The 21,459-nt window shown below is 43.8% G+C and carries 16 protein-coding genes; 2 read left to right on the forward strand and 14 right to left on the reverse strand.

Annotated features, from left to right (window positions below):
* Positions 1-81 precede the first annotated feature (81 nt).
* From HMPREF9186_RS04165 to HMPREF9186_RS04195, 7 genes are all read right to left on the reverse strand, one after another.
* Entirely contained in the window at positions 82-1,575 is a 1,494-nt protein-coding gene (locus HMPREF9186_RS04165; RefSeq protein WP_009731565.1) for a glycosyltransferase, read from the reverse strand.
* Entirely contained in the window at positions 1,572-2,855 is a 1,284-nt protein-coding gene (locus HMPREF9186_RS04170; RefSeq protein ID WP_009731566.1) for a hypothetical protein, read from the reverse strand. The genes HMPREF9186_RS04165 and HMPREF9186_RS04170 overlap by 4 nt, the downstream gene beginning before the upstream one ends.
* Positions 2,856-2,881: 26 nt before the next feature.
* On the reverse strand, positions 2,882-3,769 hold the full coding sequence (locus HMPREF9186_RS04175; RefSeq protein ID WP_009731567.1) for a glycosyltransferase family 2 protein: 888 nt from the start codon (positions 3,767-3,769) through the stop codon (positions 2,882-2,884).
* A complete protein-coding gene (locus HMPREF9186_RS04180) occupies positions 3,756-4,979 on the reverse strand; it encodes a glycosyltransferase (RefSeq protein ID WP_009731568.1) in 1,224 nt (407 codons plus the stop codon). The genes HMPREF9186_RS04175 and HMPREF9186_RS04180 overlap by 14 nt, the downstream gene beginning before the upstream one ends.
* A gap of 112 nt (positions 4,980-5,091) precedes the next feature.
* Positions 5,092-5,670 carry a cysteine hydrolase family protein gene (locus HMPREF9186_RS04185; protein WP_009731569.1) on the reverse strand — a complete coding sequence of 193 codons (579 nt, stop codon included), beginning with the start codon at positions 5,668-5,670 and terminating at the stop codon, positions 5,092-5,094.
* Positions 5,670-6,458 (reverse strand): GTP-sensing pleiotropic transcriptional regulator CodY, encoded by a 789-nt coding sequence (gene codY / locus HMPREF9186_RS04190; protein WP_009731570.1) that lies wholly within the window; start codon positions 6,456-6,458, stop codon positions 5,670-5,672. Before codY ends, HMPREF9186_RS04185 begins: the two co-directional genes overlap by 1 nt.
* Positions 6,459-6,645: 187 nt before the next feature.
* Complete coding sequence (locus HMPREF9186_RS04195) at positions 6,646-7,860, reverse strand: pyridoxal phosphate-dependent aminotransferase (RefSeq protein ID WP_009731571.1); 1,215 nt, start codon at positions 7,858-7,860, stop codon at positions 6,646-6,648.
* A 209-nt stretch (positions 7,861-8,069) separates the two neighbouring features.
* Between HMPREF9186_RS04195 and HMPREF9186_RS04200 the strand changes: the two genes are divergently transcribed.
* The gene (locus HMPREF9186_RS04200) at positions 8,070-8,522 is read left to right on the forward strand and encodes a universal stress protein (RefSeq protein WP_009731572.1); all 453 of its coding nucleotides are present in this window, start codon (positions 8,070-8,072) and stop codon (positions 8,520-8,522) included.
* 187 nt (positions 8,523-8,709) lie between these two features.
* Here HMPREF9186_RS04200 and HMPREF9186_RS04205 read toward each other — a convergent pair whose 3' ends face one another.
* Positions 8,710-10,110, reverse strand: coding sequence for a Cof-type HAD-IIB family hydrolase (locus tag HMPREF9186_RS04205; protein ID WP_009731573.1), 1,401 nt, complete (start codon positions 10,108-10,110; stop codon positions 8,710-8,712).
* A 62-nt stretch (positions 10,111-10,172) separates the two neighbouring features.
* Here HMPREF9186_RS04205 and HMPREF9186_RS04210 point away from each other — a divergent pair, with 62 nt between their 5' ends.
* Positions 10,173-11,135 carry an asparaginase gene (locus HMPREF9186_RS04210; protein ID WP_009731574.1) on the forward strand — a complete coding sequence of 321 codons (963 nt, stop codon included), beginning with the start codon at positions 10,173-10,175 and terminating at the stop codon, positions 11,133-11,135.
* Between the two features lie 759 nt (positions 11,136-11,894).
* Here the strand turns inward: HMPREF9186_RS04210 and recG are convergent.
* The 6 genes from recG to HMPREF9186_RS04240 all read right to left on the reverse strand — a co-directional run bounded on the left by recG (position 11,895) and on the right by HMPREF9186_RS04240 (position 21,141).
* Entirely contained in the window at positions 11,895-13,910 is a 2,016-nt protein-coding gene (gene recG, locus HMPREF9186_RS04215) for an ATP-dependent DNA helicase RecG (RefSeq protein ID WP_009731575.1), read from the reverse strand.
* 60 nt (positions 13,911-13,970) lie between these two features.
* Positions 13,971-15,083 (reverse strand): alanine racemase, encoded by a 1,113-nt coding sequence (gene alr / locus HMPREF9186_RS04220; protein ID WP_003005005.1) that lies wholly within the window; start codon positions 15,081-15,083, stop codon positions 13,971-13,973.
* Positions 15,070-15,435, reverse strand: a complete 366-nt coding sequence (acpS, locus tag HMPREF9186_RS04225; RefSeq protein ID WP_003005615.1) for a holo-ACP synthase — start codon at positions 15,433-15,435, stop codon at positions 15,070-15,072. The genes alr and acpS overlap by 14 nt, the downstream gene beginning before the upstream one ends.
* Positions 15,436-15,521: 86 nt before the next feature.
* Positions 15,522-16,550 carry a 3-deoxy-7-phosphoheptulonate synthase gene (locus HMPREF9186_RS04230; protein ID WP_009731576.1) on the reverse strand — a complete coding sequence of 343 codons (1,029 nt, stop codon included), beginning with the start codon at positions 16,548-16,550 and terminating at the stop codon, positions 15,522-15,524.
* A gap of 52 nt (positions 16,551-16,602) precedes the next feature.
* Positions 16,603-19,122: a preprotein translocase subunit SecA gene (secA, locus tag HMPREF9186_RS04235; RefSeq protein ID WP_009731577.1), complete on the reverse strand. Its 2,520-nt coding sequence runs from the start codon at positions 19,120-19,122 to the stop codon at positions 16,603-16,605.
* Between the two features lie 174 nt (positions 19,123-19,296).
* Positions 19,297-21,141: an APC family permease gene (locus tag HMPREF9186_RS04240; RefSeq protein WP_009731578.1), complete on the reverse strand. Its 1,845-nt coding sequence runs from the start codon at positions 21,139-21,141 to the stop codon at positions 19,297-19,299.
* Positions 21,142-21,459 lie beyond the last annotated feature (318 nt).

The raw sequence follows: 21,459 nt of genomic DNA on the forward strand, positions 1-21,459 counted from the left end.
TCTATTTTACCATAATTTAGCCTAATTTGCTTGCCTTAGAAAAAATCTGCAGGACTTTTTTGTCGCTACAGATTCTTCGTTTTACATTTCTTTTCTGTCCAATTGGCCCATCTCTATTAGCATCTGCTTCCAAACTTCTTGGACCTTCGTTTTGAGGTAGCAGGAAGCTAGGTCATAAGAAGCCTGATGAAATGGTGCTAGGTCCCTATTAAAGAGTTGCACCAGCTTGTCTGCTAGTTCTTTGACCAACTCTTCTTCTGGTCTCTTCCCACTATAAGGTACCAGATAGCCATTTTCTCCCTCTTTCATAAAGGTCGGATTACCATAACGGGCATCAAAGCCAAGCAAGGCTAGACCCGCTCCAGCCGCCTCCATCAAGGTCAAGCCAAAGGTTTCCCACTGAGAAGTGGCTAGGTAGACCTGGTAGTAAGGATAAATCTGCTTGAGACCTGCATGACCACGTAGGTGAATATAGTCTTGCGCTTCAAGCTCCTGAATCAAGTGCCGTAAGTTGTCCGCTTCTCCACCCTTCCCATAAATATCGAACTGAAGGGCCGGTATGTGTTTATGAGCTTGAGCTACCACTCGAATGGCCAAATCGATGCGTTTCCTTGGATCCAAGCGGGAAGCTGTGATCACACTAAAGGGACGTCTATCTCCTGGTAATTCTGTCAATTCTTCCAAATGGCCCACTGGAATGCTATAGATTGGAATATTTTCGCACTCTTGCTTGGCAAGTGTCTGTTCCAAGACTTCTTTTTGTGCCTCCGTTGCAGTGATAAAGTAATCAAAGCGTTTGGCATATTTGAACACATAATAGTACTCATAGTTGAGCTGGCCATTTTCAAATTCGTGCTCTGAATGAAACACCATGGCTAGCTTGGAACGATCATCTTTCTCCATCAAAGGGCGGGCAAAATCCATGCGAGAAGCCCGGTCAAGTAAAACCAAATCCTCTTCTTTTAGAGAAAGTTTTAACAAAAAACGTCTCATCACTTCCGTATGACTGGTCAGGATCTCAGGCCCTAGTTTATAGAGCCAGTTTCCGCTTAGCCTCAATTCTTCAAAGGCGATACGGCCATCTTGATGGTGATAGGTCCGTCTAACGACACTTCCATATTGAAAATACTCTGTAGCAATTTTACAAGCCCCATAATATTCTCGCTTGAGGGTACTCCCATTAGAAAGATAGTCGACATAGCGGACACAGTCTTTATGATAGGGATCCAGATGAAAGGTCAGAGCGCTGTTATCTGCAAATTGATAGCGAATGGCTCTCTCTGTTTTTTCAACAACATCCAAACGCGTCAACTGAAAATCCATCTGCAAGGCCCCAACTGTCTTTTGAGGGACTGTCGTTTCTTGATCTGTAAAAGCTAGATGGGCGAAGAGCAATTCCTCATCCCGGTGCCCTAAAGAAAGGTAATAAGCTAATTTCTCTGGACTAGGCCATGTTGTAAAGATGAACCTAGCTGCCACCCCCAAATCGCGGAGCATCCTAGCTCGAGAAGCCTGCGCCACATCGACGCCATTAGGCTCAAACCCCACTAATAGGTTAAAGGTATATACGGTCATCCTTTCCCTCCCTCTAACTGCTTAAAGATCTCCATCAGAGCTTCTTTTTGAGGAAGTTGCAAGATTCGTACTTGCTCTCTCAAGAGTTCTTCATAGGACTCTGGATGTTGGACTAATGCTCCTAATCGGGCTTTCATTTCTTCTACCGAAGCTGTAATAGTAGTCAATTCTTTGTAGGCTTCATGGTGCACAGTGCTCTGCAACCCAAGCAAAATTTGCCCATTTTCAAGAGCACGTATACTACTGTTCATCACTTCTTCCCCTTGGTTGCAATCCAGATAGAGGGAGCAAGTCGCTAGTAATTCCTCGTAGTTTTCCATCGAAATTCCCGGATAGAGTCGCACATTGGGACAAGGATCCAAGTCTGTTAATTTTGGTCCCATAGCTGTCAAAGCAGCAATGTGAAAGGTCACTTGTGGAAAATCGTGAACGAGGTCTGCTAAGCCTTCAACCTCTTGAGAAGCTGTCATGACCAGGGCTTCTGGTTGAAACTTCTCCTGGTCCACGTCTACGAATCCTGAAAGACTGGTGTATCCTTCTTTTTTCTCATGTAAATGAGCAGCCTCCAGCACCAGGATCTGCTCAACCCGCTCTTTGATCCCTTCTAGGTCGGCACCTGTACTTCTACACAAGGCAAGTCGTTCCTTAGGCAACTCTTTCACAAAAGCTAGCAAGCTCTGATCCATTAAAAGGACGGCTTCCTTTTCTGGTAAGACTTGTTTCAAAACGGCTCTCTGCAACTCTTCTCTATCAGCGTACAACTGGTCTCGTCCCTTAGAAGTTTGATGCAAAAAGGTCCCTTGCAAGACAAAATGGAGCAGCACTTCTTCTTGTTGACGATTCAAATAAATCTCTAAATAAGGTTGAGCGCCTTCATTGAGAAGGCTTTGCTGACTTCTCCAGCCATAACGGTTGTAAAAATCAATGGATGCGATTTCTTCTTTCTGACCAAACCACTCTACTCGATCAACGGTTCGCGACAAAAGGTCCTCTCGCAACACGATATTGGCACGACGTTCCTCACCATCAAACAGATAGGTTGTGATCCCAAGTGTCCAACATTCCCATAATTCAGGAACTGAGAGATCATTAAAAAATAGTGGTTCCCCAATTTTTGAAGCCGGGTCTGTTTGGGTAAAAAAGGTCGCAAGACTCTCCGTCTCTTGATCCAAATCCGTTTCCAAATTAGTGATGAACACACGGTAGGGCTGACCTAGTTTATCCAATAATTTTCGCAAATGGTTCAGCTCTCGGGTCTGTTCAGCTGCAATAATGAACATGCTAATCCTTTCTCATCAATAGATGGTTAGTCCTTTTTTTCAATGAAGTTGAGGTTCATCACCACGCGCTCATAGGTTTCTGATCCTTGTAAGCCTGCTTCTTCTAATTTTTCAAGGGCCCGTTTCAAGCGCGTTTTGTATATATAACGATGCCAGGTTAAATCGTAGCCCAACATGCCCAGAAGTGCCAACTTTTCTTGCTTAGCTTCCATCTCATCTAGTACACGCTTTTCTGTCCAGACTTGTGAGAGGGTATCTGAACGGCCAACACGATACCAATAAATACATTTCTCCGTATGAACCACTCGTTCGGCTTTTAAAAAAAGCTTGTACATAAGGAAGTTGTCCTCTACATTTTTTCCGACCGGAAAACGAAGCCCTTCAAATAAGTTACGCTTATAGAGCTTCATCATAGCACACGCCCAGGCCATATCTCTGGTCTCCTGAATGGCATCGTGCTCCAAAATCCCTCTCCCCTCATAAAGGGTTTCTGAATAATCAGCATCCGTTACCTTAATCAAGTATTTGCTACTACTCTCATCATAGAGGTTATAGTTGGCTACTGAGACATCCGCATCATACTTCTGAAGCTGACCATAAAGCACCTCTACATAGTCCTCCGTCACCCAGTCATCCGGATCAACAAAGGTGATGTAATCTCCAGTCGCTAACTCAATCCCTGTATTACGGGCAGCGGATAAGCCACCATTTTCTTGACGAATATAGCGAATGCGAGCATCTCGTTTAAAAAATTCCTTGCAGATTGCTTCTGAATTGTCTGGTGAGCCATCATTGACCAGAATAATTTCCAAATGTGGATAGGTCTGGTGAATAACGGTTTCCAAACATTGCCTCAAATAAGCTTCTACATTATAGATGGGAATAATGATACTGACGACTTCATTTGCTTCCATGATTGTCCTCCCTTTTCTTTAAATAATCGCGAATCGCTGCCACCATCTCCTGCACCTGGTCATCAGCAAACACTTGGTTCTCCCCATTTTCTACATGATTGGTTCCCTCAAAAGAAAAAATTGGGATGCCTTGTTGGCTGAGTATTTGCGTGATTTGATCAACCTCACCATAGGGATTGATATCCAAATAGAAATCTAATTTTTCTATAACCTTTCGACTAGTCAAGGGATCAAAGGAAGGGTATAGAAAGAGGTTGGGGTAGCGTTCCAATTGCACCAAGTTAAAGCCAAAATGACTATGAGCAAGAACATGAATCGTGACATCTGGTAGCTCTTTTAACAGAGTCTCTAACTCATGGATATCAGCTGTATGGGTATAAATGGCTGCATGATAAGGAAAAGTTCCCACTAGATCTTGATAGGTTTGCTTCAAAATCGGTTTTCGAAGCAAAATTTCCTCCCAAGAGAGGGCATAATAAAACCACCATAATTCACGAAAACGATTGAAGCGTTTGGAGGTCCATGGTTTATTATGAGAGGTGTAGTGAACGACTGCTGGAACCCCTTGGAAGGCATCATACCAGTCCAAATCACCATAAAGATATTGATCCTTATCAGACCCTACTTGTAGATTATAGGTCCAAGGTAATGGATACCAAGCATCTTTGAAATACAGATTTAAAATCCCTTGATCTCCATAGACCTGCTGATGGTGCTCCTTGGTGAGGTCAAAGAGGGCCTCTGTCACTTGGTGCTCTTGCCACCAAGCCTTATCAATCACCAAAAGTCCAGCATTAAAACCATCTGTCGTCGTCGGCTTATCGACCACTGCACCCAGTCCATAACCTTTTAGATCGACCTCAAATAAAGGCGATAAATCCTGTGTAAAGATCATATCACAATCCAGATAGAGGATTCGCTCTTCTTCCACAATCTCTGGAATAGCGTAACGGAAATAGGTTGCATAGTGAATATGGTTACTTGGAAGCGAAAAGGACTGGAATTGCTCGGGAGACATCCGACAATTGATCACTTCTGAATCCAACTGGCGCAAGCGCTGATTCATGATAGCAAACCACTCAGTTGGTAGATCTTCATTTAAGACATACATTTTCAACTGGTCCTGATGGGCACACAGTGACTTCATAGCGGTTTCCAACTTCTCCATATAAGATAGATTGGCTGAAAACACGACAGCTTTTTTACTCATAACTTCCCCTTTTTTCTTTCATTAGAATACCATTTTCAAGTGAGGAAAACAATTTCTAAGCCCCAAAAAAGAGGCCTAGACAAGTGTCTATGACCTCTTTTACATCGGTTTCTTATTTTTTGTCTAATACAGCTAGTGTATCGTCCACCAAACTTGCCCCTAAGACATGCTTGAAGTGATTCAAAGCAAACTGGTGATTTTCAGGAGTAAGCGACGCCACTGCAGGCTCCACCACTTCGATCTGATAACCCAGATTGTAGGCATCAACCGCTGTATGAAGGACACAGATATCGGTCAAGACACCCGTCAAAATAACGGTATCCACATGACGTTCACGAAGGCGGATATCTAGATCCGTCCCTGAAAAAGCAGAATAATGACGTTTGTCCATCCAAAAGACGCGTGGATCCGCTTTGTGCTCCTGATAAAAATCTGCTAAAGGGCCGTACAAATCACGTCCACTAGTCCCAATGATATTATGGGGTGGGAAGAGCTTGCTTTCAGGATGAAAAGAATCGTCTACATCATGCGCATCAATAGCAAAAAAGACATAGGCTCCTTGATCAAAGGCTAATTGGGTCACCTGGGCAATGCTCTCAGAAATGGCTTGGGCGGGAGCTCCTGCCGTTAGCTTACCTTCATCCGCTACAAAATCAACGGTGTAGTCAATCGAAATTAATGCTTTGCTCATTAGTAGTCTCTTTTCTTAATTTCTTCAAAAATATCTGGGATCAAAACTTTGAGATAAGTTCCCTTCATCCCGAGTGAACGACTTTCAATAATACCAGCTGATTCCAATTTCCGAAGCGCATTGACAATCACAGAGCGGGTAATACCGATTCGATCCGCAATCACAGAAGCAGTTAACTGTCCTTCATTCCCCTTCAATTCCCCAAGGATGGCAGAAACCGCCCGCAGTTCAGAGTAAGACAAGGTATTAACAGCCATATTGACCGCTGTCCGGCGACGAATGTTTTTCTCGTCTTCCTCTCGTTGGAAGTTCAACATTTGAATCCCAACTACGGTACTGGCAATCTCAACCAGGATCAAATCATCATCGTCAAACTCTTTATCATTGCGCCAGATAATCAAAGATCCCAAACGAATCCCAGATACGTGGATAGGAGCAATGGTCGTTAAGCCATCAGGAAATTCAGACTTGGTCTCTACCGGAAAGACGGTCAAATCATGCTCGATTGGAAGGTTGGCTTCCGTATCATAGACCAAACTCGCTGCCTTAGCGTAATCTTCCGGCAACTTTTTATTTTCAAAAAAGGCTTCTACCCGGTCATTGTTGGTCTTATAACGCATGAAATAACCAAGCAGCGTTCCCTTGCTATTAATGATACAGGCATTACAGTGAATGATATCTGCCAATTGCTGGGCAATATCATTGTAAGGCATCTCGACTTGTAACTGCTCATCCGTTCGTTTCAAGATAGATGTAATTTTACGTGTTTTATCTAATAAGTTTGCCATAATAAACCTCGCATATAGTCAGCTAAAGTATATCATATAAGCGGAGGAAATTCAATCAAATTATCTGAAAATTATTTATTTTTTCTACAATTATGCGCAATTCAGAAAAATGTCAAGGAGATAACATCAATTTTATAGAATAGATCAAAAAAGATTGAAGATCTTCCTCTTCAATCCTTCGGTTTGATTAGCGTCTATATTGTTTCAAGAAGCGGGTCATTTTTTCTTGAATTTGAGCCAATTCATCTACACGTGGTAGGTAAACGATCCGGAAGTGATCTGGGTCCTTCCAGTTAAATCCGCGTCCATGAACCAAGAGAATTTTTTCTTGTTTCAAGAACTCTAAAACAAATTGCTCATCATCATCGATCCGGTACATTTCCCGATCGATCTTAGGGAAGATATAGAGACCGGCTTTTGGTTTGACTGCTGAGAGACCAGGAATCTCATTGATGGCTTTGTAGATAAAGTTACGTTGCTCGTAGATTCGTCCACCTGGAAGCAAGAGTTCATCTACAGATTGGTAGCCTCCAAGGGAGGTTTGAACAACTTGTTGAGCCAAGACGTTTGAACAAAGACGCATATTGGACAACATATTCAAGCCTTCAATATAGCCCTTCACATGATGCTTGGGTCCAGATAGAACCATCCAACCAACACGAAAACCTGCAATCCGGTGAGATTTTGACAAACCATTCATACTCACACAGAAGAGATCCGGTGCTAGACTCGCGATAGCCGTGTGTTTTTCACCATCCATCACCAAGCGGTCATAAATTTCATCCGCAAAGATGATCAAGTTGTTTTGACGAGCGATCTCAACAATCTCAAGTAGAATCTCATCTGGATAGAGAGCCCCAGTTGGGTTGTTAGGATTGATCACAACGATGGCTTTTGTATTTGAGGTAATTTTCGACTTGATATCCTCAATATCTGGATACCAATTTGCCTCTTCATCACAAAGGTAATGGACTGCATTCCCACCAGCTAGACTGACTGCTGCTGTCCAAAGAGGATAGTCTGGCATCGGAATCAAGACCTCATCGCCATTGTCGAGCAGCCCTTGCATGGACATCACGATCAGCTCACTCACTCCATTGCCGACGTAAATATCTTCGATATCCACATTGGGAATTTTCTTTAACTGGCAGTACTGCATAATAGCCTTGCGGGCTGAAAAAATCCCTTTCGAATCCGAATAGCCTTCACTATCACGCGCATTCATAATCAAATCATGGATCACTTCATCTGGTGCTGTAAAACCAAACTCAGCTGGGTTCCCTGTATTTAAACGGAGAATCTTTTCCCCATTTGCTCGCATGCGCATAGCTTCTTCCAAAACTGGACCACGAATATCATAAGCGACATGTTCGAGTTTGCTTGATTTATTATATTCTTTCATATTCTGCCTCGATTCACGAAATTATCTCTATTATACCACTAGTTCAAATAGAGTACAAACTGAGAACTTTAAAAATTCCTCAGAAATAAGATAGAAAAAGCTAGACTTTACCTTTACATTCCAGCTAAAAAGAGATAAAATATAAGTGTATAGGGAATGGAAGTACCTTCTATTCTATCCATGTTTTCAAGCTATCAGGAGGTAGGATTATGTCTCAAAAATATGAAAACATTATGGTCGCTGTCGACGGCTCTCATGAAGCAGAATTGGCATTTGAAAAAGGGGTCAATGTTTCTCTTCGTAATGGCTCTAAATTGACCATTGTTCACGTCATCGATACCCGTGCCCTGCAAAGCGTCTCAACTTTTGATGCTGAAGTGTATGAAGAATTGCAAGAAGAAGCCAAGGAGTTGCTCAAAGGCTACAAGGAACGTGCCGAAAAAGTCGGCGTTCAAAATATTGCGACTGTTGTAGAGATGGGAAATCCAAAGGTCCTCTTGGCCAATGATATCCCAAGTAAAGAAGGGGTTGACCTCATAATGGTCGGGGCTACCGGACTCAATGCATTCGAACGTCTCATGGTCGGTTCCTCCTCAGAATACATCCTTCGCCATGCTAAAGTAGACTTACTAGTGGTGCGTGATAAAGATAAAACCATGTAAGAAACAAAAGAGGCTGGGACAAAAGTCCTAGCCTCTCAATTATTTTTGGATTGTCGAGCAAGACGCAGTGGTTGAGTGGGCTCTACTAAGCTGATTTCATCAGCTTTTACAGCCCTACTCAACTGTGCGGAGGTGGGACGACGAAATCGAATTCTAACGAATGACCGATTTCTGTCCCACTCTCTTTTTAGTTTTCTTCTGTTACTTCTTTTGGTTTTGCGTGTTTTTCGTATGCTTTCAGTTGGCGATCCAGCTCTTTTTTGATGGCAGGTTCCGGGGCGTATTTTTCTTCCCAATCATCTGGCTTCAGAATTTTGTGGGTTACTGGATCAAAGTGTGCCTTTCCATCTGGGAAAATCTTCCCCATATTGGCACGGTGAACAATCTCAAAAACCTCTTCCGGATCGACCCCCATTAAGACGAAGCTACCATAAGTCAGATAGAGCGTATCGATCAAGGCATCGACCTGCCCCACCATGGAGATCTCAGCCGGATGCTTGCTTCGAACCTTCTCCGCTGCCTTGTCCAAGGCTTCATGAAGAGCGGCTACCGAGTGATCAAATTCTTCTTCGTTCGAGCTAGCTGCTCGGACAAATTCCACCAGCTCTTCCTGCTTGAACATGGTCCGGTAGAGGGCATCTTGAGACTGCCAAACAACCGGTTTTTCCTGGGTTTTCCCATCCATCACGCCATGGAAAGTTTTGACCTTATTGAAGTGATCATCCTTAGAAAGAAAGAGTTCTTTCTCTGAGAGAATACCAAAGTGTTGCAGAGCTTTTTGGATACCATCCTTACTATTACTGGTCGTGGTATGCTTGGCAATCGCTTTGACACTAGTCGTCCCATTCCCCATCGCAATCGACAAACCTACGCCTGAAAGCATCTCTAAGTCATTATCTGAATCTCCAAAAGCCATGACTTCATCAATATCAAAGCCAAATTCCTGACCAACGATACGAATTCCTTCCAGTTTAGAAATTCCTGGATTGAGAACGTCTGCTGCAAAGGGGCTGGACCGTGTAAATTTCAGATGCGGAAACTCTTTTTCAATTTTTGCAGTCTCTTCTGGACTGGATAAAATCAATACCTGGTAGATGGGTTCCTGCGCTAGTGCATAAAGGGTTTCCTGATCTTGTGGAACAACTTTACTGACCACTTTATTAAAGCCTCGACTAACGGTACGGGCCATCTTGCGGGGTACAAAACGACTGGACCAAGTCGAAATAGGACTCATCCCAAAACTCATAATACGAGAACCACATACACCATCTTTGGTTCCTAGAGCAATTTCCTTACGGTGCTCCTGAGCATAGTCAATCAGCTGGTGCAAACTCTTTTTGTCGATTGGACTGGTAAATAATACGCGGTCCTTGGTTACTATATACTGGCCATTATAGGTCACAGCAAAATCAAAGCCATAGCGCTCCATGAAAGGTTTAACAAAAGCTGGACCTCGACCCGTTGCAAGTCCAACATAAATTCCTTCCTCTTTTAAAGATTGGATAGCTTTTTCGGTCGATTTGAGGACTGCTCGACTGTCATTCACCAAGGTCCCATCGATATCAAAAAAGACTGCTTTTATTTCCATGTCTACTGTTTCTTTCTTTTTATGATAAAATAAATTATATCACATATTCCAAGGAGCTTCACATGTTTAAGAAAATTTTAGCACTACATACCGGAGGGACCATTTCCATGGCAGCAGATGACTCCGGAGCAGTGATCACCAATGAAGTTAATCCCATGACCCAAGTTACTTCTCCAATTGAAGGAATGGAAGTCACTTCTGAGGATATCTTCAATCTACCAAGTCCACAAATGACACCGCATCACATGTTAGCTCTATACCAAAGAATCAAAGAGGCAGCCAGCCACTTCGATGGGATCGTCATTACACACGGGACCGATACGCTAGAAGAAACAGCTTATTTTTTGGATACCATGGAGTTACCAGACATCTCCGTGGTGATTACAGGAGCCATGCGAAGCTCCAACGAACTAGGAAGCGACGGTGTCTATAATTTCTTAACAGCCCTCCGAGTGGCTGCCGATCCAAAAGCACGTGATAAGGGGGTCTTAGTCGTCATGAATGACGAAATTCATGCGGCCAAGTACGTTACCAAAACCCACACCACCAATGTCGGCACCTTCCAGACACCAACTCATGGCCCACTCGGTTTGGTCATGAAAAAGGAAATCCTCTTCTTTAAAACAGCTGAGCCACGAGTGCGCTTCGATCTCGATAAAATTGAAGGTTTCGTTCCCATTATCACTACTTATGCTGGAATGAAAACCGATCTGCTAGATCTACTGGATTGCTCAAAAATCGATGGTCTCATTATTGAAGCCTTTGGAGCAGGAAACATCCCTAAAGAGACCGCCCTAAAACTCCAAGAATTCATAGATGCCGGACTTCCAATCGCTTTAGTATCCCGCTGCTTCAACGGAATTGCAGAACCCGTGTATGCATACGAAGGAGGTGGTGTTCAACTCCATCAAGCCGGTGTCTTTTTCATCAAAGAATTAAATGCCCCCAAAGCTCGCCTTAAGCTCCTCATCGCCCTCAATGCCGACCTAAAAGGACAAGAACTCAAAGAATATATCGAAGGGTAGCATAAGATACAAAGCCCGTAAAATGCCAAGTGAAAATAGGAAATTGTCGCCGGGAGCGAAGCTCACAAGAAAATTTATCTTTTTCACACAGCATTTAGGGCGTGTTCAATTAACAAGATACAAAGGGCATAGCGGATACAGTCAAAATAGGGAGTAGGACAGAAGCGATACTTTGGCAGACTCTTCGTCGTCCTACCCCCACAAGGCTGATTAGGATTCTTCCAAGCTCATAAAGTAAGAGAAGAATCCAATCAGCTACTGTGTCTTAAAGTTAGTACTAGTATAGTTGGCGTTTTATCACACAGTATTTAGCCCGTGTTCAATTACTAAGATACAAAGGGCGTGGCGGATACAGTCAAAATAGGGAATTCGACGCAGAATCATCAGATTCTAGGAGGATTCATCTTTTTGACACAATCCGGAGCCCGTGTTCAATTCGTGTAACGAGGCTGGGCAAAATTTTCAGTCTTTGATGTTTGATAGAAATAACAGTATGACGCAGTGGTTGATGGGCATCTTTGTTCGCTTTTTAAGCTCCAAAAATGGCCTAATCAACTTTGCGGGGGTGGGAAAACAAACTCTTTTTAACTAATCGGAGTTCTTTCCCACTCCCTACACGACTCACTAACTCCTCAGGTGGATGGTATCGATCCACCTTCGTCCTGTCGCATTTCATCAAGATCCAAAGCCCATTAAATGCAATCTTAAAAGTGAGTAGAGTAGAAACATCACATTTCCACTCTACTCACTTTTTATGATCTAATCTAAATGTTCTTGCTTCTCCAGATACAGTGAGAGCAAATGCCAGTCTGGGTGTTCTCGCCAATTTGGCGTCGTTACAATCTGGCTGGCGACTTTCCGCGCTTCTTCAAGAATTGGATAATCTTCTACTAAATCGGCTACTTGAAATTCTGGAATCCCCGATTGACGGGTCCCAAAGATTTCACCTGAACCACGCATTTTCAAATCTTCTTCAGCAAGGACAAACCCGTTTGTCGTCTCTGTCATGATTTTCATGCGCTGTTTGCCACTATCCGTCTTAGGATTCGCAACTAGGATAGCATAGGATTGCTTATTTCCCCGACCGACCCGGCCTCGAAGCTGATGGAGTTGACTAAGGCCAAAACGATCCGCATCCATAATGACCATAACGGTTGCATTGGGCACATTGACCCCCACTTCAATAACGGTCGTTGACACCAAAACATCGATTTGGTGCTCTTTAAAGGCCTGCATGATGGTCTCTTTTTCTTCACTTTTCATCTTCCCGTGAAGAAGAGAAACACGTGCCCGCTGACCAAAGAAGGCCTCTAGCTCCGCTTGTAGAGCAAGAGCGTTTTTCAGATCTAGGGCTTCTGATTCCTCGATTAAGGGAGAGATAAAGTAGGCTTGAGAACCTTTCGCAAGCTCTTTCACCAACCAGTCGAGGACCACTTCTAACTGCTCATGCTTGACCCAACGTGTGATGATTTCCTTACGTCCAGCTGGCATTTGATCAATGATCGACACATCCATATCTCCGAAGGCTGTAATGGCCAAAGTCCGAGGAATAGGGGTAGCCGTCATCATTAAGACATCTGGATTTTGTCCTTTTTCTCGAAGGATCCGGCGCTGAGTAACCCCAAAACGGTGCTGCTCATCAATAATGACCAATCCTAGATCTTGGTAGTGAACCCCTTCTTGGATCAAGGCATGCGTTCCCACAATTAGTTGAGCTGTTCCTGAGGCGATCTCTTCTAAGACTTCTCGTTTCTCAGCTGCCTTTAATCCTCCTGTTAGAAGAGCAACCGGTAGATCAGGGAAGAGATTTTCCAAACTTTCTTTATGTTGCTCTGCTAGAATCTCTGTCGGAACCATCAAGGCAGCTTGCTTACCAGCACTAATAGCTGCATACATGGCAAGACCAGCTACAACCGTCTTGCCACTTCCCACATCCCCTTGAAGCAGACGGTTCATATGGTAAGGAGAGGCCATATCTGTCAAGATTTCATTTAAGCTGTTTTCTTGGGCTTGTGTCAGCTCAAAAGGGAGCTGTTTTTTTCGTTCCGTCATTTTTTCTGGATCCCAGGCCAAGGAAATCCCTTGACTAGCATCATGATTTTCTTCTTTTAGCACTTGGAGTTGTAGCTGGAAAAAGAGAAGTTCTTCAAACTTCACCCGTCGAAGGGCTTGTTTGTACTCCGCCAAATCCCTTGGAAAATGCATAGCTTGCACAGCTTGGGAACGAGATAAGAGTTGGTAACGATCCCGCAAGACCTGGGGTAAATTTTCTTCTAAAAGCTGATCCAAGCCCTGATTAAATGCTATTTTGATCAACTTTACCAAGCTATTTTGGCTGATTCCTTGCATCACCCGATAAACCGGCTGCAAATCATCTTCCACCTGAGCCAGAAGTTTCATCCCTGTTAAACTGCCTTTGGCCTTATCCCATTTGCCAAAAATCGCAACCGTCTGCTGAACCTCGATTTTGTCTGCTAGATAGGGTTGGTTAAAAAAATTAACCGCAATGACTTGATCTCCCTGTTTGATCGAAAAACGCAAGCGATTTCGTTTGTAACCATAATATTGGACATTGGCTGGCGTTGCTACAAGCCCAGAAATGACAGCTTTTTCACCATCTTCTAATTCTAAAACATTGCGCGTTTTAAAATCTTCATAGCGAAAGGGGAAGTACAAAAGCAAATCCTCTAGGGTTTCAATCCCTAATTTTTTAAATTTTTCCGCTGATTTTGGACCGACTCCAGGCAGTACGGATAAGGGTTGGTGTAGATTCATTTCTCCTCCTTTCTTTTATAAAAAAGCAGGTCCATTCGGGAAAATCCCACCTGCTTCTTCTTATTCTTCACCTGTATAGTCACGAGGAATCCGATCACTCAAGAGACAGACCACTTCATAATTAATGGTCCCACGGTAATCTGCAACCTCTGTTGCCGTGATTTCTTTCTCGCCCTCTCGTCCAATCAGGGTAACCTTGGTCCCCAGAGGCAATTCTTCTGGAAGGCGAACAGTAATCTGGTCCATCGAAACGCGACCAACAATGGGACAAAACTCACCCTTGATCAGTACATGGAAATTTTGCATCTCTCGGATCCAGCCATCCGCATAGCCGATAGGAATCGTCCCGATCCATTGGGGTTCTTCTGTCGTATAGGTTGCTCCGTAGCCAATATCTTGACCAGCTTCTAACTGTTTCACATGAACTAACTCACTCACCAAACTCAAGGCTGGCTTAATTTCATAAGGCAAGGCTAGCACAGAACCGCTGGGATTCAAGCCATACATGACATCTCCCAAGCGCACAGCTGTGAAAATCGTATCCGCATGCCACAAAGAGGTGGCTGAATTACTCGCATGGACAATGGGAGGAAGGGTTTCAAGAGCAGCCAATACTTCTTTGAAAAACTGGTATTGCGCTTGGAATTTTCGATCATCTGCCTCATCTGCTGTCGCAAAATGAGTAAAGATTCCTTCAATTTCAGCTCCAGCTGCTATGAGAAGGCGTTCAGCTTCTTTGATCTCTTCGATCGTTCGGAATCCAATCCGCCCCATTCCAGAATCCACCTTGATATGGACCTTCAATCCTGAAAGATCTGCTTCTTGTCCAAGCAATTGAACCAACCAAGCAAGACTCGCCACCGTTAAGCGGATGTCATGCTCTTTGGCTAGATTCACTGTTTCACTCGGCACAACTCCCAAAATCAAAAGAGGGTGTTGCAAACCTTCTTCACGAATTTCAAGGGCTTCATCCATATTGGAAACACAAAAACCATCTACCTGAGGTGCCAATTTTTTGGTCACCGCAACGACCCCATGACCATAGGCATTGGCCTTGACGACTGCATATTTCAAGGCTTGACTCGGAATATGGTCACTGACTTGTTGCACATTAAAGGCAATGGCATCCAAATCGACTCTTGCAACAGTTGGTCTATGTTTACTTGCTTTCATTTTCTTCCTCCAAAATGACACTGGTCGACACTAGGTCTCCCTTATGACTGATCGAAATCCATACCTTCCCAGAAAAAGGAGACTTGGAAAAATAGGGTGCTCCGTGGGCATCATTTAAAATTTCTAAATCTTGAAAACCAACCGGTCCAATCCCTGTTCCCATTGCCTTTGAAAAGGCTTCTTTGGCGGACCATCGGCCCGTTAAATATTCCATTTTCCGTTTTCCAGACAATTCCTCAAAGCGCTCTCGCTCAGCCTCGGTTAAGACTTTTTCAGCGAATCGAGTATTCTTCTGATAGGCTTTTTCAATCGCAGCGATCGATTCGATATCGATGCCATGTCCTTTGATCATCTTGTTTTATCCTTATTTATCGTTTCAGTATCGTTTTACTGACAAAAGAGAAGAGGCTAAAGAATCACTCCTTCCGCCCCTGCCTTTTACTTATTCATCGTTGCAATTTCTTTGACCAAGGCCTGTGTTTTTTCCCAACCCAGGCAAGGGTCTGTGATGGATTGACCATAAACCACTGGTTCATTTTGACGGCCATCTTCTAGATAGGATTCAATCATGAAACCACGAACTAAAGTTGCCAAATCCTTGTTCCAAGCACGGTTCATCATGGTTTCTCTCACGATGCGTACTTGCTCTTCGAATTGTTTGCCAGAATTGTCATGGTTGGTATCCACCAGGATGAAGGGATGTTGCAAGCCCATTTCGCTATAGCGTTTTGCTGCCGCTAGCAAATCTTCATAATGGTAGTTTGGAATATTCTTACCACTTGCATCCAAGCCCCCACGAAGGATCGCATGGGCTAAAGGATTTCCTGATGTTTCCACTGCTTGGGCATTGAACAAAAAGTTTTGGGGATGTTGGGCTGCATAAATCGCATTGAACATGACAGAAAGATTTCCAGAGGTTGGATTCTTCATGCCGGTCGGAGCAGAGATCCCACTAGATACAAAGCGGTGCTCCTGGTCTTCAACTGATCGCGCTCCAATGGCATGATAAGAAATCAAATCTTCAACATACGGAAGACTTGCTGGATAAAGCAACTCATCCGCAGTTGTCAAACCAGTTTCTGTAATCACACGGTAGTGGAGATGTCGGACCGCTTTCAAACCGTCCACAAAGCTTGGTGCTGCATGTGTATCTGGTTGGTGCATCAAGCCTTTATAGCCATCCCCGTTGGTCCGAGGCTTAGCCGTATAGACCCGCATCACAATGAAAATCTGATCTTTGACTTTCTCTTGCAAGTCTGCCAAACGACGAGCATACTCCATCACAGCTTCTTCATTATCAGAAGAGCAAGGCCCGATCACAAGAAGGATCCGTTGGTCTTCTCCTTTGATAATAGCTTCCAATTCTCGATCACGCGCTTCTTTGCGCTCCAAGGCTGGACCTTCCAAGCGGTAAAGCGAAGTGATCTCTTGCTCATCAATCTTATTGCTCTTCGTAATGAATACCATACGGCCTCCTTATGCTACCTAGCCCCATCCTCTTTCTATTTCAGAGGAGCTCTTAAAATTTACGTCCGTGACAGTTTTTGAATTTCTTGCCTGAACCACAAGGGCACAAATCGTTGCGTTTCACTTGTGATAAGTCAATATCTGCTGGAATATCTTGTTGTTGCGCTGCAATGTTGCGAGTCGCAGTTGTTGAAATACTGTGTTCCGTACGTGGACGTTCTTGTTCGTGAATTTGGGCTTTCATCATGAGACGAGTTACATCAAATTCAATCGATCCGATCATATCGTTAAACATACGGAAACTTTCTGATTGGTATTCTACCACTGGGTTATTTTGCGCATACCCACGGAGTCCAACCGCATTTCGCAATTGATCCAAAGCATCGATGTGGTCTGTCCACTTGCTGTCCACCACACGAAGGATCAAGACTTTTTGGAATTCTTGCACAGACTCTTCGTCACGCAATTTCGCTACTTGGCTAGCATAGATTTCTTCTGCACGTGCATACAAGTAATCGATAACTTCCTTGTCAGATTTTCCTTCAATATCGCTTGCAGAAATCGTATCTTCCGGAACCAAATTGTATTTGGCAAAGTTCAGAATCGCTTCAACGCGTTCTTCCTTACTTGAGTGGCTGGCTCCTTCAACAATCCGTTTGATGGTCCGTTTGATCATGGCCTTGATTTCAGGTGCCAAGTCACGGTTAGCTGTGATAACATCATAGCGTTCAGCGTAGATAATTTCCCGTTGTTCCCGCATCACGTCATCGTATTGAAGGACTTGTTTACGGGTATCGTAGTTGTTTCCTTCAACACGTTTTTGTGCACCCTCTACCTGACGGGTGAACATATTTGAACGGATCACCGATTCTTCTTCGCTCAACTTGAAGCGATCAAGCACTGCTTTGATCCGTTCAGAACCGAAACGACGCATCAATTCATCTTCAAGAGACAAGTAGAATTGAGATTCACCTGGATCCCCTTGACGTCCTGAACGTCCACGAAGCTGGTTATCGATCCGACGGCTTTCGTGACGTTCTGTCCCGATGACACACAGTCCACCGAGTTCGCGAACACCTTCACCAAGCTTGATATCGGTACCACGCCCGGCCATGTTGGTCGCAATGGTAACAGCACCACGTTGACCAGCGTTCATGATGATTTGCGCTTCTTTGTAGTGGTTTTTCGCATTCAAAACTTCGTGAGGGACACCTGCTTGAACCAACAATTGAGAAAGGTAATCACTGGTTTCAACCGCAACGGTACCTACTAGGACTGGTTGACCTTTTTCATGACGAGACTTGACATCTTCAACAACAGCCTTGAATTTTGATTTCAAGCTTGGGTAGAGAAGGTCTGGATGGTCAATACGAGCAATCGGACGGTTGGTTGGAATTGGAATCACGCGAATGTTATAAATTTCACGGAATTCTTCTTCTTCAGTTTTCCCTGTCCCTGTCATCCCTGACAACTTCTTGTACATACGGAAGAGGTTTTGGTAAGTAATCGATGCAGATGTTTTGGTTTCTTCTTGAACTGGAACACCTTCTTTGGCTTCGATCGCTTGGTGAAGACCATCAGAATAACGACGTCCTTCCATGGTCCGACCAGTAAATTGGTCGACGATCAAGATTTCTTGATCTTCGCTGACCACATAGTCGATATCCAAAATCATGATGTAGTTGGCACGAAGGGCGTTGTCGATAAAGTGAGTCAAAGCTACGTTTTCAATATCGTACAAGTTTTCAAGATTAAAGTAGCTTTCTGCCTTATCGATTCCTGAATCAGACAAACCGATGGTTTTAGATGGGACATCGATAATGTAATCATCCTCGTTCAAGGTCTTCACATAAGCATCCGCCATGTGGTAGAGCTGGCTTGTATCAGAAGCTGTCTGACCAGAAACGATCAATGGAGTACGCGCTTCGTCAATCAAGATGGAGTCTACCTCATCGACCAAGGCATAGTTCAATGGACGTTGAACCATGTTTTCTGCACGAACAACCATGTTGTCACGCAAGTAGTCAAAACCAATCTCTGAGTTAGTTGAGTATGTGATATCACAGAGGTAAGCTTCTTTTTTCTCAGCTGGAGATTTTGCTGCAAGGTTGATCCCTACTGAAAGGCCAAGCCATGAGTAAAGTTCTCCCATCTCTGTTGCATCCCGCTCTGTCAAGTATTCATTGACGGTGACAACGTGCACCCCTTTACCAGACAAGGCATTCAAGTATACCGGCATGGTTGCCGTCAGGGTTTTTCCTTCCCCTGTACGCATCTCTGGAACGTCACCATGGTGAAGAACGATTCCCCCCATGACCTGAACCTTGTATGGGAACAAACCAAGAACCCGTTTTGCAGCTTCACGAACAACTGCAAAAGCCTCGTACAAGAGATCATCCAAAGACTCACCATCTTGGTAACGTTGCTTAAACTCAACTGTTTTCGCTTTTAATTCGTCATCCGTCAAAGCTGCCATTTGGTCTTCATAAGAAAAGACCTTATCAGCCATTTTTTCAAGGCGTTTGATTTCGCCTCGATCATTTTCAATAATTGTTTTTAATAAATTTGCCATTTTTTTCCTTACTTTGAATTTTTCAAAATCTAAAATGTTCTTTTTATTCTAGCATTTTTTAAACATTTTTTCAAGATCAAGGCTGTATCTTACAAGACTTTCGAGTGGTTTTTTTCGTGTAAGAAAATCCAAAAAGATGCCTGCTCAAGCAGACATCTTTTCTTTAGGCGATCGTTATTCAGACAAATGGTAAGAATAGCTTGCCACAACCACTTCTTCATGCCAACGAAGTGCATACTTCAATTTCAAACTCATTTGGTTGTGGAGAACATTTTGCCAATGTTTTTTAGGAATAAATTGAGGGACTAAGACTGTAACAGTGTTCCCTTTTTCCTTGGCCTCCTCAGCTACTTTTGAGACAAATTCAACCGTTGGTTGGATAATATCTCGGTAACTCGTCATGACATTTTCAAAGCGAATATGAGGGAAATAGTGCTTAAATTCTTCTGCCACCTCTGCATCTTTAACCTTGGTTTCTTCTGTTGAGACGTGCATAGCTATGACGTCATTTCCTAGGCTATTGGCATAACTCATAGCTCCCACACTTACCTGAGTGACATTTCCGACAAGGACGATCACGGTATTGCCCGCATAACTTGTCTTTTCGATCTTACCTCCCAAGCGCAATTGAGCCGCAACTTTATCATAGTGATTGCGGATACTCAAGAACATCCAAAGCAAAAGACCAATAATAGGGAAGAAGGGCCAGATTTCACGCAGACGGAACAGCAAGAGGATCAAGACAATACCATAACAGATAGCTGCCCCGAGGATATTGGCAAGCGAAAACTTGAGAAATCCTTTTTGATATTGGTGTTTCCAGTGGATAACCATCCCTGTTTGAGAAAGGGCAAATGGAATGAAGACCCCAATGGTATAAAGCGGAATCAAGCTTTCTGTTTGCCCATCAAAGATCAAGAGCAAGACGATGGCACCAATGGCCAAGGTCAAAATCCCATTGGAATAGCCCAGACGATCCCCTTTTTCCATATACATGTGTGGCATGTATTTGTTTTTAGCCATGTTAAAGGCCAACATTGGAAAGGCTGAGAACCCCGTATTCGCCGCAACTGCCAGGATCAATGCTGTTGATAATTGGAAAACGTAGAAGAAGGCTTGTCCGACCGGAGAATTTCCTAAGATAGCTTGGGCCATTTGAGCTAGAGTTGTTACCCCTTTTGCTGGTACGACACCAACCCAGTAATTGAGGAAGGTAATCCCTGCAAACATAATCCCCAAAATCAAAGCCATGATGGTCAAGGTAGAGGCTGCATTCTTTGCTTTTGGTTTCTTAAAGAAAGGAACCGAATTGGAGATGGCTTCAACCCCTGTTAGTGAAGCTGATCCACTCGTAAAGGCCCGCAATAAGAGAATGACACTAACCCCTGAAATGGTTTGACCCACATGAGCAGTCGCGTTATAGGCCAAATGCCCTGTCAAAATTTGGATCACACCATAGCCGATCAAGGCAATCGTACTAACAATGAACAGGTAGACTGGAATCATCAAGGAAGTAGCTGATTCACGCAGCCCCCGTAAGTTCATCAGCATCAAGAGCAAGACCAACAAAATGGAAATGTGCAGATTATAAGGATGAAGAGAGGGAATCGCTGACGTGATAGCATCTGCACCGGAAGAAACAGATACTGCTACCGTCAGCATGTAGTCGACCAAGAGACTGCCACCAGCGATCAACCCCGCTTTGGGTGACAAGTTCTCCGTAGTCACCATGTAGGCCCCTCCCCCTTGAGGATAGGCATGAATGACCTGGCGATAAGAAATCGTTAAACTGGCTAGGAGAACCAGAACCACAATCCCAATTGGAATGGACCACCAAATGGCTCCTGCTGATACCGTCATCAAGACCAGGATAACTTGCTCTGGACCATAGGCAATAGAAGAAAGTGCGTCACTAGAGAGCATGGCCAAGGCCTGCATTTTCCCCAGCAATCCTCCTTCACCTTCTGCACCAGATTTCAACGGACGGCCAATAAACCATTTTTTCAATGTTGAAAACATAAAAAACTCCTTGAAAAAAAGATCATGAGGCCGGGAATTCCCTGCCTCTTTTTCATAAAACAGGGGTTATTCTACTCCTTTTTTTCAAGACTGTCAACCGAAATTGTGAAAGTTTCATAAGGTTTTCATTCTTTCCTTCCACCTCCCATAGATAGGACAGTTTCTTTTCAATTTTTTCCAAGCAAAAAACGAGGCTGGGACAAAAATCCTAGCCTCTCAATTATTTTTGGATTGTCGAGCAAGACGCAGTGGTTGAGTGGGCTCTAGTACGCTGATTTCATCAGCTGTTACAGCCCTACTCAACTGTGCGGAGGTGGG

Origin of the sequence: Streptococcus sp. F0442 (assembly GCF_000314795.2) — a bacterium.
GTDB lineage: Bacteria > Bacillota > Bacilli > Lactobacillales > Streptococcaceae > Streptococcus.

Coding starts and splice junctions, on each gene's coding strand:
- HMPREF9186_RS04165 (WP_009731565.1), bottom strand. CDS start 1,575: ATGACCGTATATACCTTTAACCTATTAGTGGGGTTTGAGCCTAATGGC.
- HMPREF9186_RS04170 (WP_009731566.1), bottom strand. CDS start 2,855: ATGTTCATTATTGCAGCTGAACAGACCCGAGAGCTGAACCATTTGCGA.
- HMPREF9186_RS04175 (WP_009731567.1), bottom strand. CDS start 3,769: ATGGAAGCAAATGAAGTCGTCAGTATCATTATTCCCATCTATAATGTA.
- HMPREF9186_RS04180 (WP_009731568.1), bottom strand. CDS start 4,979: ATGAGTAAAAAAGCTGTCGTGTTTTCAGCCAATCTATCTTATATGGAG.
- HMPREF9186_RS04185 (WP_009731569.1), bottom strand. CDS start 5,670: ATGAGCAAAGCATTAATTTCGATTGACTACACCGTTGATTTTGTAGCG.
- codY (WP_009731570.1), bottom strand. CDS start 6,458: ATGGCAAACTTATTAGATAAAACACGTAAAATTACATCTATCTTGAAA.
- HMPREF9186_RS04195 (WP_009731571.1), bottom strand. CDS start 7,860: ATGAAAGAATATAATAAATCAAGCAAACTCGAACATGTCGCTTATGAT.
- HMPREF9186_RS04200 (WP_009731572.1), top strand. CDS start 8,070: ATGTCTCAAAAATATGAAAACATTATGGTCGCTGTCGACGGCTCTCAT.
- HMPREF9186_RS04205 (WP_009731573.1), bottom strand. CDS start 10,110: ATGGAAATAAAAGCAGTCTTTTTTGATATCGATGGGACCTTGGTGAAT.
- HMPREF9186_RS04210 (WP_009731574.1), top strand. CDS start 10,173: ATGTTTAAGAAAATTTTAGCACTACATACCGGAGGGACCATTTCCATG.
- recG (WP_009731575.1), bottom strand. CDS start 13,910: ATGAATCTACACCAACCCTTATCCGTACTGCCTGGAGTCGGTCCAAAA.
- alr (WP_003005005.1), bottom strand. CDS start 15,083: ATGAAAGCAAGTAAACATAGACCAACTGTTGCAAGAGTCGATTTGGAT.
- acpS (WP_003005615.1), bottom strand. CDS start 15,435: ATGATCAAAGGACATGGCATCGATATCGAATCGATCGCTGCGATTGAA.
- HMPREF9186_RS04230 (WP_009731576.1), bottom strand. CDS start 16,550: ATGGTATTCATTACGAAGAGCAATAAGATTGATGAGCAAGAGATCACT.
- secA (WP_009731577.1), bottom strand. CDS start 19,122: ATGGCAAATTTATTAAAAACAATTATTGAAAATGATCGAGGCGAAATC.
- HMPREF9186_RS04240 (WP_009731578.1), bottom strand. CDS start 21,141: ATGTTTTCAACATTGAAAAAATGGTTTATTGGCCGTCCGTTGAAATCT.